Source organism: Cobetia sp. 4B, from assembly GCF_018831605.1.
GTDB lineage: Bacteria > Pseudomonadota > Gammaproteobacteria > Pseudomonadales > Halomonadaceae > Cobetia > Cobetia amphilecti.
In genome coordinates, this window is sequence record NZ_CP059843.1 from 1,595,249 (window position 1) to 1,612,348 (window position 17,100).

At 61.5% G+C, this 17,100-nt stretch carries 12 protein-coding genes; 2 read left to right on the forward strand and 10 right to left on the reverse strand.

The genetic code is table 11. The features are described 5' to 3' along the window. Nucleotides 1-231: 231 nt before the first annotated feature. Nucleotides 232-957: a FadR/GntR family transcriptional regulator gene (locus H2O77_RS06850; protein WP_084589475.1), complete on the forward strand. Its 726-nt coding sequence runs from the start codon at nucleotides 232-234 to the stop codon at nucleotides 955-957. Nucleotides 958-1,157: 200 nt separating this feature from the next. Here H2O77_RS06850 and H2O77_RS06855 read toward each other — a convergent pair whose 3' ends face one another. The 10 genes from H2O77_RS06855 to H2O77_RS06900 form a co-directional block, all read right to left on the reverse strand. Beyond that, nucleotides 1,158-2,213, reverse strand: coding sequence for a LacI family DNA-binding transcriptional regulator (locus H2O77_RS06855; RefSeq protein ID WP_215824237.1), 1,056 nt, complete (start codon nucleotides 2,211-2,213; stop codon nucleotides 1,158-1,160). Nucleotides 2,214-2,358: 145 nt separating this feature from the next. Further along, nucleotides 2,359-4,077: an alpha-amylase family glycosyl hydrolase gene (locus H2O77_RS06860; RefSeq protein WP_215824238.1), complete on the reverse strand. Its 1,719-nt coding sequence runs from the start codon at nucleotides 4,075-4,077 to the stop codon at nucleotides 2,359-2,361. A 136-nt stretch (nucleotides 4,078-4,213) separates the two neighbouring features. Further along, entirely contained in the window at nucleotides 4,214-5,428 is a 1,215-nt protein-coding gene (locus tag H2O77_RS06865) for an ABC transporter substrate-binding protein (protein ID WP_240548793.1), read from the reverse strand. A 182-nt stretch (nucleotides 5,429-5,610) separates the two neighbouring features. Continuing rightward, the gene (locus H2O77_RS06870; protein WP_215824239.1) at nucleotides 5,611-7,278 is read right to left on the reverse strand and encodes an alpha-amylase family glycosyl hydrolase; all 1,668 of its coding nucleotides are present in this window, start codon (nucleotides 7,276-7,278) and stop codon (nucleotides 5,611-5,613) included. 38 nt (nucleotides 7,279-7,316) lie between these two features. Then, a complete protein-coding gene (locus H2O77_RS06875) occupies nucleotides 7,317-8,966 on the reverse strand; it encodes an alpha-amylase family glycosyl hydrolase (RefSeq protein ID WP_215824240.1) in 1,650 nt (549 codons plus the stop codon). 151 nt (nucleotides 8,967-9,117) lie between these two features. Continuing rightward, nucleotides 9,118-10,224, reverse strand: coding sequence for a sn-glycerol-3-phosphate ABC transporter ATP-binding protein UgpC (ugpC, locus tag H2O77_RS06880; protein ID WP_215824241.1), 1,107 nt, complete (start codon nucleotides 10,222-10,224; stop codon nucleotides 9,118-9,120). Nucleotides 10,225-10,269: 45 nt separating this feature from the next. Continuing rightward, a complete protein-coding gene (locus H2O77_RS06885) occupies nucleotides 10,270-11,910 on the reverse strand; it encodes an alpha-glucosidase (RefSeq protein ID WP_215824516.1) in 1,641 nt (546 codons plus the stop codon). A gap of 26 nt (nucleotides 11,911-11,936) precedes the next feature. After that, nucleotides 11,937-12,779 carry a carbohydrate ABC transporter permease gene (locus tag H2O77_RS06890; RefSeq protein WP_043334057.1) on the reverse strand — a complete coding sequence of 281 codons (843 nt, stop codon included), beginning with the start codon at nucleotides 12,777-12,779 and terminating at the stop codon, nucleotides 11,937-11,939. A gap of 11 nt (nucleotides 12,780-12,790) precedes the next feature. Further along, a complete protein-coding gene (locus H2O77_RS06895) occupies nucleotides 12,791-13,765 on the reverse strand; it encodes a sugar ABC transporter permease (RefSeq protein WP_043334056.1) in 975 nt (324 codons plus the stop codon). Nucleotides 13,766-13,780: 15 nt separating this feature from the next. After that, nucleotides 13,781-15,049 carry an ABC transporter substrate-binding protein gene (locus tag H2O77_RS06900; RefSeq protein ID WP_215824242.1) on the reverse strand — a complete coding sequence of 423 codons (1,269 nt, stop codon included), beginning with the start codon at nucleotides 15,047-15,049 and terminating at the stop codon, nucleotides 13,781-13,783. Between the two features lie 423 nt (nucleotides 15,050-15,472). On the opposite strand from H2O77_RS06900, the gene H2O77_RS06905 reads away from it, so the two are divergent. After that, nucleotides 15,473-16,972 carry a carbohydrate porin gene (locus H2O77_RS06905; RefSeq protein WP_192838263.1) on the forward strand — a complete coding sequence of 500 codons (1,500 nt, stop codon included), beginning with the start codon at nucleotides 15,473-15,475 and terminating at the stop codon, nucleotides 16,970-16,972. Nucleotides 16,973-17,100: the final 128 nt, after the last annotated feature.

Consider the following 17,100-nt stretch of genomic DNA (forward strand, 5'->3'; position numbering starts at 1 on the left):
GAGTTTGTTATATGCTTAGCATTATTCAGGAATGCCTTTTGGAAGGAGGGAGGGCTTCCTGTTTCACACTCGACTTGCTCCACATGGTGACCAATGCAGGGCAGCATAGCGGGTCTATTCAATTATTGGTTTTTTTTCAGTATGATGTATGATAAGTGCAATCCGTAAACGTCATCCTAGCGCGTCAAGCTAGACAATGTATTTTTAGTAAGGTGGATGGAAGGTGAATAAATGACGAGATTTTGGGAGGTTCAACGGGTCAGTCGTGAAGGCAGCTTGTCACAAGCGGTCCTAGAGCAGCTTGAGCGTCGTATTACCTCGGGAGAAGTGCCTGTAGGAAGTAAGTTGCCCACCGAAGGTGAACTGTGTAATGCATTTGGTGTCAGTCGAACAGTGATTCGAGAAGCCATTACTCATCTAAAATCTTCGGGGTTGGTAGAAACTCGCCGTGGCGTGGGTACGACAGTTCTGCGCAATACATTGGCTGAGTCGCGCCCTGCGAAACAAATCAGTGCAACAACAGTCGAAGATATTCTGGAAGTGTTGGAGTTAAGGCTGATATTAGAGCCCGAAGCCGCTAGGCTTGCCGCACTTCGCTATGACGAGAACGATCAGCGTTCATTGGAATCACTACATGCAGACTTTTTGACTCCACGTGCTACGCAGTCTCATTCTGGTTCACAAGATTTTGCCTTTCATCGCGCAATTATCAAAGCGACTCATAATCCATTCTTTGAACGCTTTTATGAACCACTGAGCGATAGCGTCATTCCACGCTCAAAACTCTTAAGTACAGATATCGACATTGAAGCAGCACAGCGTTATTTATATCTCGTTCACGAAGAGCATACCCGTATTCTGGAATCAATTTTGAATAGGGACGAGGAAGGTGCACATAAAGCGATGTTTCAGCACCTCGGACGAGCTAGGGATATGTATGCTAAATACCGAGGATAGTTAGTGTTTTATCTGACTTGACTTTTAAGTTTACTAGCTTTTCAGCATGTGGTTGGGGGCTGATCTGCGCAGTCAGCCCTTAATAAATAATAAGTCAAAAGCTCGCATTGTTATCGTGCTTTATTTTATACCGATAATATATGGCTTGAGTTTTTAGTGTTCTTATAGTGTAGCCCTTGTTAATCAGTAATTAAATTATGTTACGGGCAAGTCTCGCCTTGGATTAGCTGTGTCGAGAGCCGGTGTGATGACGCGGGCTCCAGCCCCAGAATCATTCGCGCGGCAAGGCGGCCTTTCTCGGTACTGTCCTGGTGGACGGTGGTCAGGCGCGGTGACCGATATTGTCCTTCCTCGATGCCATCGAAGCCGGTGATACGCAGATCCTCGGGAATTCGGATGCCACGTTGTTCCGCCAGGGTCACGGCGGTCAGAGCAATGCGGTCTGACATGCACAGCAGGAGGTCTGGCCGCTCGTTGGCCGGCAGGTCGAGTATCTCTGCCAGCACCGGTGCGCAGACTTCATAGGTGTTTTCCTCGATGTTCCACATCGCGACGTCTTGCAAAGGAATCTCTTTCTCCGCCAAGGCGCGATGAAACCCCGCCAGTCGCGAGCGAGTAATGGTACGACCGGCCGGAAGCAGCGTATGGGCATCGGTGATGGGGCCATTACAGGGCGTGTCGGTCAGGCGCAGGTTGACGATGCCGATACGACTGGCGGGTGTCTGCAAGGCATGTTGCGCGATGGTGTAGCAGGCGGGCTCATCATCCACATGGATGGCAGGGTGATCGCCCAGATCGAAGTCGACCGCCACGATAGGCTTGTGACCCGCACTCTGGAGTTCTTCCACCAGCGCCATGCTGGCCATCAGCCCGTAGACGATGAAGCCATCGGCGATGCTGGAAGATCCGGGCACCTGGGAGGCATTCTGGCGGCCTGAAAGCAGCAGCAGGGTATGGCCGTGAGCATCCAGCACTTCCGCGATGCCCGACAGCAGTTCGCTGGCGACGGCGTCCTTGAGGCTGTAGGTCAGCGTCTCCGCGAGTACCACGGCGATGATCCGTGAGCGCCCCGTGCGCAGACTGCGCGCCTTGGCGTCCGGGCCACGGTAGCCAAGGCGTCTGGCCTCCTCGAGCACCCGCTCGCGCAATGCTGGCGAGAGCTGGTCGGGGCGGTTGAAGGCGTTGGAGACGCTGGCGGTGGAGACGCCGAGTTGTGCGGCTAGCTCCTTGAGAGTGATGCGGCGAGGCGATGACACAGGCGTCGGGTTCCTGAAGATGAAAAGCTTGAACGATTAAGTGCAGAGATAGCATATCGCCGCGTACCAGAAATGCCCAGAAAGTGTCGGAGTTGGCCGACCGAGCGGTCAACTGCGCACAAGGCGTCCAGCCGGGCAACGCCTGCTAGCGGTCCTGCTCTTGCGAGGTGTCAGCTGGCACGACCAGCCAGGCTGCCATCCCCGGCGCCAGACTCAATTGGCCTGCTTCAAGCGAGGGCGTGGCCATGCTGGGCAACGAGACGACCTCTATCGGGCCAGGATGTTGGCCATGAGGCATTCGCGAGCCCAGCAGGGCAGGCAGATCGAGCATGACGGGGGCGTTGTCGTGTTCCGGGTCGTGACCTGTCTCGTGTGCCAGATTGGCCAGGCACACCATCTGCTGGTGAGGGGTGTGGCGTATCACGCCAAAGACACCCTTCGGCAGCACGGACGGGGAGATGAGCGTCTGTTGCCCCGTCTTCAGCGTCGCATTCTCACGTCGCAGTTCCAGCAGCTTGCGAACGCGATTCAGCAGGCTTTCGGGCGCCCCTTGTTGCAGCGAGACCGCCTGTGACTGATGAGGGGCATGGACGGGAAGCCAGGGCGACAGAGAGTCAGCGCAGAAACCACCATTGCGTTGAGGCGCCCACACCATGGGCGTGCGACAGCCATCGCGTCCCTTGACCTCGGGCCATAGCGCGATTCCGAAGGGGTCCTGCAACTCGGCGTAGCTCAGCTCGCCTTCCTTGAATCCAAGCTCTTCTCCCTGATAGAGGCAGAGGCTGCCCCGCAATGAGCAGAGTACCGTCAGTGCCAGCAAGGCGCGTGCGCTCCCCCAGCGACTGGCACTGCGCGGGACATCATGATTGGACAATGCCCAGCACGGCCAGGCGTCTTCGCCATGCTCGGCAAAGCGTGCCAGAACGGCGTGCAAGTCCACGGCATCGCCCGTGCTGTTGAGCAGGTCGAAGGTGTAGGCCATATGCAGGCGGTGCTGGCCCGCGGTGTAGGCTGCCATGGCGGGAAGCGGGTCGCTGCCCCCGACCTCGCCGACGCTGGTGGCGCCGGGGTATTCCTCCAGCAGGGCACGAATCTCTTCCAGATAGTCGAGATTCTCTGGCTGATCCGCATTGTGTTTCAGTAGCTGATAGCTGCGGGGGTGGCCGCGTTGGCGGTAGTCGTCCGAGGACGGCGGATTGTCCGTCAGCGCCTGGTCATGGAAGTAGAAGTTGGCGGTGTCGAAGCGGAACCCGTCGACGCCCAGTTCCAGCCAGAAACGCAGATTGTCGAGCTGTGCCTGACGCACCTCGGGATGATGGAAGTTGAGGTCCGGCTGGCTGGCGAGGAAGTTGTGCAGATAATACTGGCAGCGTCGTGAATCGAAGGTCCAGGCCGGGCCACCAAAGGCGGCTAACCAGTTGTTGGGCGCGCCGCCGTCCGGGCGTGGGTCCGCCCAGACATACCAGTCAGCCTTGGCATTGTCCCGGGATTGGCGACTTTCCCGGAACCACGCATGCTGATCGGAGCTGTGTGACAGCACCTGATCAATGATGACGCCCAGCCCGAGCTCATGTGCGCGGGCGACGAGCCGCGAGAAGTCCTCCAGAGTGCCGAACAGGGGATCGATGTCACGGTAGTCCGAGACGTCATAGCCGAAGTCCTGCATGGGCGAGGTGAAGATGGGAGAGACCCAGATGGCGTCCACCCCCAGGGTCGCGAGGTAGTCCAGACGTTGGATGATGCCGGCAATATCGCCGACACCATCGCCATTGGCGTCCATGAAGCTGCGCGGATAGATCTGATAGAGCGTTGCGCCGCGCCACCAGTCGTGTGCGGCATGGCGATGGAGTTGGGTAGATGTCATTGCACGATCCTTGTTGTCAAGGCGCTATGGGTCACGGGCAAGCAAGAGCGCCGGAAAGGCCCCGCGTCTCTGCGCGAGACCTTCCGGGCTTCATCAGTCTGCAGGCGCAAGGCCTGGCGGGGTGAGGCCGTTGGCGTTACCAGCCGCGGCGTCCGATGCGGGTGAGTTCTCTCCCGAGCGCTTCCACCGCCTGAGCACCGGTCTCCTCGCCCGACAGCACCTGATGGGTGCGGTTGAAGAAGGCATTGGAGACGCGAGCGTAGGCATCGCCCGTCACCGAGGCCGGGCGCGCGACGCCGGTTCTGAGCGCTTCATAGAGCTCGCCCATCGAGGGGTTGCTCGCCAGCACCTCGTCATCCTGATAGAGGTGTTCGATGGTGGGGTTGCGCCCCATCTTCATGGCATGGGCCTTCTGCTGCGGAGCGGCGGTGATGTAGGCGACCAGCTCCGCTGCGGCCTGGGGGTGCTCCGAGTAGCGTGATACCGCAAGGTTCCAACCGCCCAGGGTTGCGCGTGACTCGCCCTGCGGGCCATGCGGGAGGGGCGCCATGCCGACCTTGCCTGCCACCGGACTGCCCTCGGCCTGGCTGAGCTTCCAGACATAGGGCCAGTTGCGCAGGAACAGCGCATTGCCCGACTGGAACAACCCACGTGACTCCTCCTCGGTATGATTCAGCGCACCTTCCGGAGCGATGCTGCCGATCCAGGAGGCGGCAAGATCGAGTGCCTCGGCGGCGCGCGAGTTGTCGATGGTGACCTCACCGGCATCATCCACCAGGGTGCCGCCGCCCTGGCTTGCGACCCACTCCAGTGCGTTGCAGGTCAGCCCCTCGTAGGCGCGCCCCTGGAAGCTGTATCCCCAGAAATCGGCATTGCCGGCGTCACGTTCCGCCGCCTGGATCGTGCGCGCCGTCTCGGTAAGTTGCTGCCAGGTCTCCGGCACCTGCTGTTCGTATTTTTCCAGCAGGTCCTTGCGGTAATAGAGCACGCCCGCGTCGGTGTACCAGGGCATGGCCACCAGACGTCCCGCTACGGTGCCGTTGTCGACCAGCGCGGGGAAGAAGCCCTCGGTGGCGTCGTCGGGCAGATAACGGGAAAGGTCGACCAGGTGATCGTCGAGCAGCCCTGGCCACGCCATGTCGACGATCAGCACGTCGATGTCACTGGAGCCGCTGCTCAGCAGCTGCTGATACAGCGAGAGCTTCTCGGTGGTGTCGTTGGGAGTGGAGATCACATTGACACGATTGCCGGACTGCTCGGCCCATTGCTGGGCGAGCTCCGGGCACATGTCGGAATCTCCACCGGGGCCACAGGCAATCGTGACCTCGGTGGCCAGTGCGAGGGGGGCCATCAATGAGGCTCCGCTCAACAGCAGGGCACCGGCGCTACCCTTGAGGGTCGTGAGCATCCGTTGGCGTGGGGTGCTGATAACAGAAGGCATGGCGTGCGACTCCATCATTGTGATTGTTGTTGCGGCGTCCGGGATGACCGTCATCCACCGAGCATCCCGTGAAGCATCGAATCTGCCAGGCGTCAGTTGAGGGCGAGCCACATGGCGCTGCCTGGCATCAGTGACAGGGGGTGGTGAGAGGCGTGTGTCGCCGTGACACCGGCGATCTCGAGGGTGGTCCAGGTGGTGATGTCTGGCGCCAGTTGACTCGGGTCGATAACGCTCGGCGTATCGCCTGTCCCGAGGTGTGCCAGACACAGCAGGCGTTGCGCTCCATGTTGACGCACGCTGGCGAAGACGTGGTCCGGGAGCCGCTCGGGGGCAATCAGGGTCTGATCGCCCTCGCGCAGCACCTGGCTCGTGCCGCGATAGCGCAGCAGGCGACGCGCTCGCGACAGGAAGCTGTCATCACGGCGTTCCTGCTGCGCCACCGACAATGGCAACTGGCGTGGGGAGACCGGTAACCAGGGCGTGGCCTCAACGCCGGACTCCGTCGCGCAGCGGCTGAACCCACCGTTCAGGCTGTCATCCCAGACCATCGGCGTGCGACAGCCATCGCGGCCCTTGATCTCGGGCCACAGGTTGATGCCGAAAGGGTCCTGCAGGTCCTCGAAGGCCAGCTCCGCTTCGGGAAGCCCCAGTTCTTCTCCCTGATAGAGGCACAGGCTGCCACGCAGCGAACACAACACCGTCAGGGCGAGCAGGGCGCGCGATTCTCCCCAGCTGGTCGCACTGCGTTCCACGTCATGATTGGACAGGGCCCAGCAAGGCCAGGTGTCTTCGCCTTGCTCGGCAAAGCGCGTCAGCACGTCGTAAAGCGCGCGGGCATCGCCATCACTGTTGAGCAGGTCAAAGGTGTAGGCCATGTGCAGGCGGCGTTGGCCGGCGGTATAGGCAGCCATGGTCGGGAGAGGGTCATTGCCGGCGATCTCGCCGACACTGGTGGTGCCCGGGTACTCATCGAGCAGGTCGCGGATGCGCTCCAGATACGCCAGATTCTCCGGTTGCTCGATATTGTGCTGCATCCGCTGATAGCTCTGCGGGTTGCCCGGGTTGACGCCTTCGCGCGCCGTCGCCGGGTTGTCGGTCAAGGCGCGGTCATGGAAGTAGTAATTGACGACGTCGAAGCGGAAGCCGTCCACCCCCAGATCCAGCCAGAAGCGCAGGTTGTCCAGTTGCGCCTGGCGCACCTCGGGATGATGGAAATTCAGATCCGGCTGACTGGCCAGGAAGTTGTGCAGATAGTACTGGCGGCGCTTGGCATCGAAGGTCCAGGCGCGGCCACTGAAGGCCGCCATCCAGTTGTTGGGCGGGTTGCCATCTGGGAGCGGGTCGGCCCAGACATACCAGTCGGCCTTGGCGTTGTGGCGGTCCTGACGGCTTTGCTGGAACCAGACATGTTGATCGGAGCTGTGAGACAGCACCTGGTCGATGATCACGCGCAACCCCAGCTGGTGGGCTTGCGAGACCAGGTGCTTGAAATCCTCCAGGTGGCCGAACATCGGGTCGACATCCCGATAGTCCGCGACGTCATAGCCGAAATCCTTCATCGGCGAGGTGAAGAAAGGGGATAGCCAGATGGCATCCACGCCGAGACTGGCCACATGGGGCAGGCGCTCGATGATGCCGGCCAGGTCGCCGATGCCGTCGCCGTTGGCATCCATGAAACTGCGGGGGTAGATCTGATAGATCGTGGCACCACGCCACCAGTCGAGGCGTGCGTGAGGGTCGAGTTGAGACAGGGTCATCATGACCTCCTTGTGAGTCGCGTGATCGGCAAGCGGGAGATTCAGTGCGCCTCGCCTACACAGCGCGCGATGGCAACGCCGTGGGGCGGCAGCGTCAGGCGACCTGCCTGCCAGTGACCATTGATCATGCCGGGGGCATCCTCGAGGGCTTCCGCTCGCCAGGCGGTCTTCAGAGTCAGGGCCTGAGCAGAGAAGTTGAGCGCGATCAGCAACGACTCGCCGCCTGAGTGACGCGTGAAGCAGATGACTTCCTCATGCAGCGAGTGGAAGTGGATCTCCCCTCGGCTGAGAGCGGGGTGACGGCGGCGGAAGGCGAGCAGCTCCCGGCTGGCATTCAACAGCGATGCCGGGTCGTGTTCCTGATGGTCGACGGCCAAGGCATGGTGGAAGTCGGGAACCGGCAACCAGGGAGACACGCGAGAGAAGCCCGCATGTGACTCACCGGAATGCCACGGCATGGGCGTCCGGCAGCCGTCGCGTCCCTTGTAGCGTGGCCAGAAGGTGATGCCGGCGGGGTCCACCAGCTGGTCATGGCGTAGCTGGGCTTCACTCAGCCCCAGTTCTTCGCCCTGATACAGGCAGACGCTGCCGCGCTGGGTCAGCAGGAAGGCGAGATAGAGGCGCAGGCGCGCCGGCGAGGCTTCGGCGTCCCAGCGCGTTGCCAGGCGTGTGACATCGTGGTTTCCCAGTGCCCAGCATGGCCAGCCGTCCCCGATCTGCGCTTCCATCGTCTGTAGAGTCGCCAGGAGGTGGTCAGGTGAGGCGTTCTCGGTCAGCAGATCGAAGGAGTAGGCCATGTGCAGCCGCTGGTCGCCTTGGGTGTACTCGGCCATCACGCGCAAGGAGTCATCGTCGCCGACCTCGCCAACGCTGGTGGTGCCGGGGTATTCATCGAGCAGACTCCGCAGCCGCTCGAGAACGGCGAGGTTCTCGGGTTGGGTCTTGTCGTGAAGATGTTGTTGATAGCCGTAGGGGTTGTCCGGGCGCACGCCAATGAAGCCCTCGGCGATCTCACGCCGCGGCGGGTTATCCTTTAGCTCACCATGTGTGCAGAAGTTGATGGCATCCAGGCGGAAACCATCCACCCCCCGCTCCAGCCAGAATCGCACTTCTTCAAGAATGGCCGTCACGACCTCGGGGTGATGGAAGTTGAGGTCCGGCTGCTCGATCAGGAAGTTGTGCAGATAGTACTGGCAGCGGCGAGTGTCCCATTGCCACGCGGAGCCCCCGAAGATCGATTGCCAGTTGGTGGGCGGTGCGCCATCGGGTCTGGGGTCTGCCCAGACATACCAGTCGGCGCGCGGGTTATCGCGGCTCTGGCGGCTTTCCTCGAACCACGGGTGGGCGTCGGAGGTGTGTGATAGCACCTGATCGATGATGACTTTCAGGCCGCGCGCATGCGCTGCCTCGACCAGACGGTCGAAGTCCTCCAGGGTGCCGAACATCGGGTCGACATCGCGATAGTCGCTGATGTCATAGCCGAAGTCCTTCATGGGGGAGGTAAAGAAGGGAGATAGCCAGATCGCATCGACATTCAGCGAGGCGATGTAATCCAGGCGCTCGAGGATGCCCGGCAGATCACCGATGCCATCGCCATTGCTGTCCTGAAAGCTGCGCGGGTAGATCTGATAGATGACGGCGCCGCGCCACCAATCGTGGGCCGACACCTGGGTGTCTTGAATCGTGGACATGCGAGTCTCCAGGGCGGGAGCCATGGCTCCCGCCCGTGCGGTCCTTGCGGAGAATGAAGCGGTTGGCCTGAGGCGCCGTGAGTAGGCGCTGGATACTCAGTCCTGGCTGCCAGGTCCTCGAGGAAAAGCCCTGCAGAACAGGCCCTGAACGTCAGGCTGCCTGGCTTTGCTGGGTCAGGCTCAGCGCGCGATCCTGGCTGTCGAAGAGATGCACGTGCTCCAGGTCCGGCACCAGCGCGACGCGTTGGCCGATCTTCCACTGACTTGGGGCTTCACTGCGGTGGATCAGCAGGCTGTCGCCGTCTTTCGGATCCAGATAGACATAGACTTCGTTGCCCAGGTACTCGACGTTGACGATCTCGAAGGCGTTGTCGCCACGGGCCTCTTCCAGGCAGAGGTGTTCGGGGCGAATCCCCAGCGTCAGGCGGCTGCCGGTGCGTTCGTCGCCGGCATCGCGAGGCAGATCCAGTTCGCCGATCCCGGGCGTCGTGATGCGACAGCCATTGCCCTCGCTTCGCAGTAGCTCTGCCGGCAGGAAGTTCATGGTCGGGGAGCCGATGAAGCCGGCCACGAAGCGGGTCGCCGGCGCCTGATAGAGCGTCTGGGGGCTGCCGACCTGCTCGATACGCCCATCACGCAGTACCACGATCTTGTCGGCCAGCGTCATGGCTTCGACCTGGTCGTGGGTGACGTAGACCATGGTGGAGCCCAGGCGATGGTGCAGGCGGGCGATCTCGTTGCGCATCTGGACGCGCAGCGAGGCATCCAGATTGGAGAGCGGCTCGTCGAACAACAGGATCTTGGGCTCACGCGCCATGGCGCGCCCCATGGCGACGCGCTGGCGCTGGCCACCGGAAAGCTCCTTGGGCTTGCGATTCAGCAACTCCTCAAGCTGGAGGATGCGCGCCGTTTCCATCACGCGCTGTTCGACGTTGTCCTTGTCGGCCTTGGCAAGCTTGAGGCCGAAGGCCATGTTCTCGTACACCGTCATGTGCGGGTAGAGCGCATAGGACTGGAAGACCATGCCCACGCCGCGCTCACGCGGGGGGAGGTCATTGACCAGATCGCCGGCGATATGCATCTCACCCTCGGTGATCGATTCCAGCCCGGCGATCAGGCGCAGCAAGGTCGACTTGCCACAGCCTGACGGCCCGACGAAGACCACGAATTCTCCGCTGCCGATCTTCAGGTCCAGATCCTTGATGATGTGCGTGCTGCCGAAGGTCTTGTTGATCTTGGAGAGGGTTACGCTTGTCATCTTGCGACTCCCAGCCGGTGCTCGGCACCGGCATTCGAAAGAAGGTTAGTCGAGTGCCAGGAAGGCAGCCTGATAGGCCGGCAGTACCAGGTGCGCTGCCTGGGACTGAGCCTCATCCAGTTCGGCAGTGAAACCCGTGCCCTCGAGAAGGCGCGCGTCGCCTGCGTAGGCTTGCGGCAGTGCGGTGGTCCGTTCGCTGCCGGTCAGGTTGAAGAGACACAGCATGCGCTGGCCATCGTGCTCGCGCTGAAAGCCCAGCAGCTCGTCACCCACGTCCACCAGTTCAATGTTCCCCTCGCGCAGGACCGGGTGTTGGCGGCGGAAATTCAGCAGGGTGCGTGTGGCATGCAATACCGAGTTGGCGTCGTCTTCCTGATTGGCCACGGCCATCGGCAGGTGGCGTTCATCGACCGGCAGCCAGGGCTCGACATTCGAGAAGTCCCCCCGGGCCGTCTGACGCCAGGGCATGGGAGTCCGGCAACCGTCGCGGCCCTTGAATTCCGGCCACAGCACCTTGCCGTAGGGGTCCTGAATGCGCTCGAAGGGCACCTCGGCTTCCGGCAGGCCCAGCTCCTCACCCTGGTAGAGGCAGACGCTGCCGCGCAGTGACAACACCATGGCCAGGGCGACCTTGGGGTAGGCCACCGGGTCTTCATCGGCACCCCAGCGGGTGGCGCTGCGCACCACGTCGTGGTTCGACAGGGCCCAGCATGGCCAGGCATCACCGGCCAGACGCTGAAAGCGCTCGATGACTTCGCGGATATAGCCTGCGGAATGCGGGGCATTGAGCAGATCGAACCCGTAGGCCATGTGCAGTTTGTCACCCCCAGCGGTGTATTCCGCCATGCGCTCCAGCGGCTTGTCATCGCCGATTTCCCCGACCGTGGTGGTGCCGGGGTATTCATCCATCAGGGCGCGCAGGTCTTTCAGGAAGTCGAGGTTTTCCGGGCGGCTCAGGTCATAGACGTGGCGCTGCCAGGTATAGGGGTTGGAATCCGGGGCGCCCAGTGTCTTGGCTTCGCCCGCCGGCACCGGGGGATTGTCGCGCAGGGCCTGATCGTGGAAGTAGAAGTTGACGGTATCCAGGCGGAAGCCATCGACGCCCAGGTCCAGCCAGAAGCGCATGTTGTCTAGCTGAGCCTGACGGGCCTCCGGGTGATGGAAGTTTACGTCGGGCTGGCTGGTCAGGAAGTTATGCAGGTAATACTGCTGGCGGCGTGAATCGAAGGTCCAGGCCGAGCCGCCGAAGATCGACAGCCAGTTGTTGGGCGGCGTGCCGTCGGGCTTGGGGTCTGCCCACACGAACCAGTCGGCCTTGTCATTCGTACGGTCCTGACGGCTTTGCTGGAACCAGGGGTGCTGATCGGAGGTGTGACTGATCACCTGGTCGATCATGACCTTGAGATTGAGCGAGTGAGCGCGCTCCAGCAGCACCTTGAAGTCCTCCAGGGTGCCGAACATCGGGTCGACATCACGGTAGTCGCTGATGTCATACCCGAAGTCGAGCATCGGAGAGGTGAAGAAGGGCGACAGCCAGATGCCATCCACGCCCAGGGAGGCCACGTAATCGAGTCTGGCGGTGATGCCCGGCAGATCCCCGATCCCGTCGCCGTTGCTGTCCAGGAAGCTGCGCGGGTAGATCTGGTAGATGACGCCACCGCGCCACCAGCTGGAGGAGGTCTGCATTTGGGCTTCGAGCAATGACATGAAGATTATCCTTTGACGGCGCCGGCGGTCAGGCCGGATACGATGCGGCGCTGGAAGATCATCACCAGGATGACCAGCGGTATGGTGACGGTGACGGAGGCGGCCATGATGGGGCCCCAGGGGAGCTCATGCTGGCTGCCGCCGGAGATCAGGGCGATGGCGACCGGCACGGTGCGTTCGCTGTCGGTCAGCGTGAAGGTCAAGGCGAACAGGAACTCGTTCCAGGCCGCGATGAAGGCGAGCAACCCGGTGGTGGCCATGGCCGGCCACATCAGGGGCAGGAAGACCTTGGTGATGGTCTCCCACGGCGTAGCGCCGTCCATGATCGCGGCCTCTTCCAGTTCCATGGGCAGCTGACGCATGAAGGTCGTCAGCACCCAGACAGTGAAGGGCAGCGTGAAGATGGTGTAACTGAGAATCAGGCCACCAGGGTTGTTGTAGAGATTCAGGCTGCGAATCACCTCGAACAGCCCTGACAGCACCGCGACCTGAGGGAACATCGAGACCCCGAGGATGATCAGCATCACGGTGGAGCGACCGCGAAAGCGCACGCGTCCCAGCGCATAGGAGGCGGTGATGCCCAGCAGCAAGGCGATCAACACGACGCTCAAGGCGATCAGGATCGAGTTGCCGATCGCCTGCAGGAAACTCTTCTGCGCAAAGATCTGGGCGTAATTGCTGAAGTCCAGTGAGGTCAGCCAGTAGTTGACCTCGAACAGCTCACTGGACGGTTTCAGTGAGGTGATGACCGCGTAATAGAAGGGGAACACGGCGTAGACGATGATGATGGCGATCAAGGCCCATTTGCCGACCAGCTTGGCGAGTCGGGTCATCTGGTAGCGATTCATCGGAGGCTGATTCATTTATCCACTCCCAGTTGGCGGCGGCCAAGGTAGAGGTAGACCACGACGGCCAGCGCGATGATCAGGAACAGCATCGTGGAGGCGGCACTGCCGTAGCCCACGTCCTGGAACTCCACCAATTGCTGGCGGGCGTAGATCGACATGGTCATGGTGCTGGACGAGTTGGAGGTCAGCACATAGATGACGTCGAAGACGCGCAGTGCATCGAGAAGGCGGAAGATCACGGCGACCAGCAGGGCCGGGGTGATCAATGGCAGGGTGACACGGAAGAACACCTTCACCGGGTGAATGCCATCGACCTCGGCGGCTTCATAGCAATCCTTGGGCAGCATCTGCAGCGCGGCGAGTACCAGCAGTGCCACGAACGGGATGGTCTTCCACACATCGACCATGATCACGGCCCACATCGAAAGATCGGCATCCGCCGTCCAGGCCAGTGGCGCATCGATCAGCCCCAGCCCCATCAACAGATGGTTGATGATTCCGAACTGGTCATTGAGCATCCAGGCCCACATCTTGGCGGAGACGATGGTCGGGATGGCCCAGGGGATGAGCACCGCGGCGCGGACCAGCATGCGCCCCTTGAATTCGGCGTTGAGCAGCAGGGCCACGATGATGCCGAAGACGACTTCCAGCGACACCGAGATGACGCTGAAATAGACGGTGTTCCAGACGGAATTCCACCACACCGGGTCAGCCAGCAGGCCGTACCAGACGCCGTCGTCCTTCACGAGGTAGTTTTCAAAGCCGATGAAGGCGGCGCCGGTCGTGTCCGAGAGCGAGGCATCGGTCAGGCTGAGGTAGAAGGTTCTCAGCAGTGGCCAGCCGGCCACCAGGGCCAGCGCGACCAGCATCGGCGCGAGATAGGTCCAGGCCGCACGTACCCGCTGGCGTCTGACCTTGGTACCGCGTTTGCGGGTCCGGGCCGAGGGCGTGTCCGTCGGCACTGACTCATTGAGCGTGGTTGTCATGCGAAACCTCCCGGGTTACCAGCGACGACGTTTGATGCGAGCCAGCTCGCCCTTCAGCTGAGCCACGGCCTGGGCGCCGCTCTGCTCGCCGCTCAGCACACTGTGGGTCGCATTGAAGAAGGCGTTGCTGACCTGGCCGTAGTTGTCACCGGTGACGGCAGACGGACGTGCCACGGCATTGGTGAAGGTGTCGTAGAGCGTGCCGAAGAAGGGCACGGCGGTGAGCACCTCTTCGTCCTGATACAGCGCCGTGAGGGTCGGGTTGTAGGCGGCCTGGATGGCCCGGCGTTTCTGCTCGGACTCACCGGTGAGGAAGGCCACCAGCTGCGAGGCGAGCTCGGGGTTCTCGCTGTACTTCGAGACCGCCAGGTTCCAGCCACCCAGCGCCGCCGCGCTTTCTCCCTCGGCACCGTGGGGCAGCTTGACCACCCCGACCTTGCCAGCCACCTTGCTGTCATCGCTCTGGGTCAGCGACCAGGCGTAGGGCCAGTTGCGCATGAAGACGGCGTTGCCGGACTGGAAGATGCCGCGGGCTTCTTCCTCGGAATAATTGAGCGCCCCCTGCGGGGTGATCTCGCCGATCCAGCTGGCGGCCAGGTCGAGAGCGGAGGCCGTATTGGGGTTGTCGACGGTGATCTCGCCATCGGCATCGACAATGGCGCCACCGTCGTTGCTGGCGACCCATTCCAGCGCATTGCAGGTCAGGCCCTCATAGGCACGCCCCTGGAAGACGTAACCCCACATCTTCTCGCTGCCGGCCCCGCGTTCCTTGGCCTGGATCTGCGTGGCAGTCTCTGTCAGCTCCTGCCATGTCTCGGGAGGTGCGAACCCGTACTTCTCCAGCAGGTCCTTGCGGTAGTAGAGCACCCCGGCATCCGTGAACCAGGGCATGGCCACCAGGCGGCCATCGACCGTGTTGTTGTCGATGATGGTCTTGAAGTGGCCCTGCGCTGCCTTTTCGCCGAGCGTCTGGTGCAGATCAAGCAGGTGATTGCCGAGCAGGCCCGGCCAGACCACATCGATCTGCAAGACGTCGATGTCACCGGACTGGGCCGACAGAATCTGCTGATAGAGCGAGAGGCGTTCCGTCGAGGAATTGGGCGTGGAGACGATATCGACCTCATGGCCGGTCTTGTCTTCCCAGGCAGCGACGCCCTGTTCACAGAGTTCCAGTTCGGCCCCGACCGCACCGCAGGAGATGGTCAGGTCCGCGCCCATGGCAGGGGCGGTGGTGGCCGCTCCCAGCAGGGCGAAGCTTGAGGCGATTAACGTCTTGCGTTGCATGGTGGATCCTCGTCACTTGTTGTTGTTTGACCCGCATCGGACGGCTGGGTGGGGGAGAGTCATAACGTCGTCCGATGGTGGTTTCTTAATCGATTAAGGCGTGGTCACAGTCAAGCGATTGGCGTCGATATCCGCAACCTGAACTTTGGTCTTGCTGTCACCGATATGTCGCCAGAAATGGGAGTTTTACGCGGTGATCGCTCCCCTTTGGTCGAATTTCGACATAAGTCGTGTGTCTGGAGCGCCGGATTGCCACTAGGGTCTTAAACGATTAAGTGAATGTGGCCACCCCTTCAACGCCAACGCCAATGATTCGGGCGCCACTTCGCTGATCATCGCCAAGCGAGTGATTCGTCAACAACAACAAAGGCTCTCTTCAACATGACAACTCCCCCTCAGCACCCGCTCAAGACCCCACTCGTCATGGCCGTTGCCATAGCGGTCATGAGCACCAGCGGACTCGCCAATGCCGACGGGACAGGCGACATCGAGGCGCGGCTCGCAGAGCTGGAACAGCGTATCGATGACGCCGAACAACGGGCCAGAGCGGCTGAGCGTCGCGCCGCCGAGGCAGAGCGCGCGATGGCCGTTCAGCGCCAGTCGAATGAGGCTGATCAACCCGCGCGCGTGACCGCGCAGACCGAGGACCTCGAAGAGCGTCTGGCGGCCGTCGAGCGCCAGGCCAGTGGCGAAGAAGGTTTCTCCTTCAACGCCTATGCCCGCTCCGGGCTATTGATCGGCGAAGGAGGAAAGAGCATCGAAGGCGGCCCCTATCTCACGCCGGCGGGCTCGGTGGGCGGGGCGGTCGGGCGGCTGGGGAACGAGCCCGACACCTACGTCGAGTCGGTATTCAACTACAAGACCCGCTACGACAACGGGACGAAGGCACTTTACCGCACCATGATTGCCGACGGAGTAGAGACCAGTAACGACTGGACCTCGGACGAGTCCAGTCTGAACGTACGACAGGTCTTCGTGGAGTTGAGCGATCTGCCGAGCTTTACCGGCGCCTTCGAGAATTCCTCCATCTGGGCGGGCAAGCGCTTCGATCGGGACAACTTCGATATCCACTGGCTAGACAGCGATTTCATCTTCCTCGCCGGGACCGGCGCAGGTATCTACGACGTCCAGCTTGCCGATGACTGGAAAGCCAACTTCTCGGTCTACGGGCGCAGTTACAGTGAATACCCGACAGAGGACTCCGATACTGGCGGCAATACCGACAACCTGACGTTCACCATGAACAACTATGTCGGCCACTGGCAGTGGATGGTCAGTGCCCTGTCGGCGGCAGACAATGAAGAGCGTGCCATGGACACAGGGGCCGAAGCGGCCGATTCCGGCTTCCACACCATGCTGGCCTACCATGGCGACAGCTTCTTTGGCCTCGCCGATGGCAGCTTCAAGGCCGCCGTGCTGCATGGCCGCGGGCTCGGCGCGGAGACCAAGGTCATCGGGGCTGACGGGAACCTGACGGATGACGCCACCTCTACTCGCCTGGGGCTTTACGGCACGACCTATCTCGCACCCAAGTGGCGCTTCGCACCAGCCGTTCTGGCAGAGGTGAGCAAAGATCGCTACGACGACGGAGATGAGTATTCCTGGGCGACCTTCAATGCGCGTCTGGCCAATGAGCTGACGACGAATTTCGAGATGCAGTACGAGCTGAGCTATCAATGGATGGACTTGGACCCAGGCTCGACAGGCACTGCCGTGGAAGGCGGGTATCGCAAGTTCACCATTGCACCGACCTTCAAGCCTGAAGTCGGTGGCTTCTGGAAGCGTCCGGAAATTCGCCTGTTCGCGTCCTGGAGTGACTGGGATGAGGAGCTCAATGATTACTCCGAAGACGATGCCCTCGGGAGTGCAGGCTTCACGGGAGGCGAATGGGCCTTCGGTGTCCAGAGCGAGGTATGGTTCTAGGAGCAGGATGCCAAGCTGATCATCGTCTGCCAGTGTTTCGATCTTGCCCGCGGTCAGCCGCGGGTTTTTTGTAACGTCATCGCTGGATGGTTGAGACGCTGACCGCAAACTGACGAGCGAGATCTTGT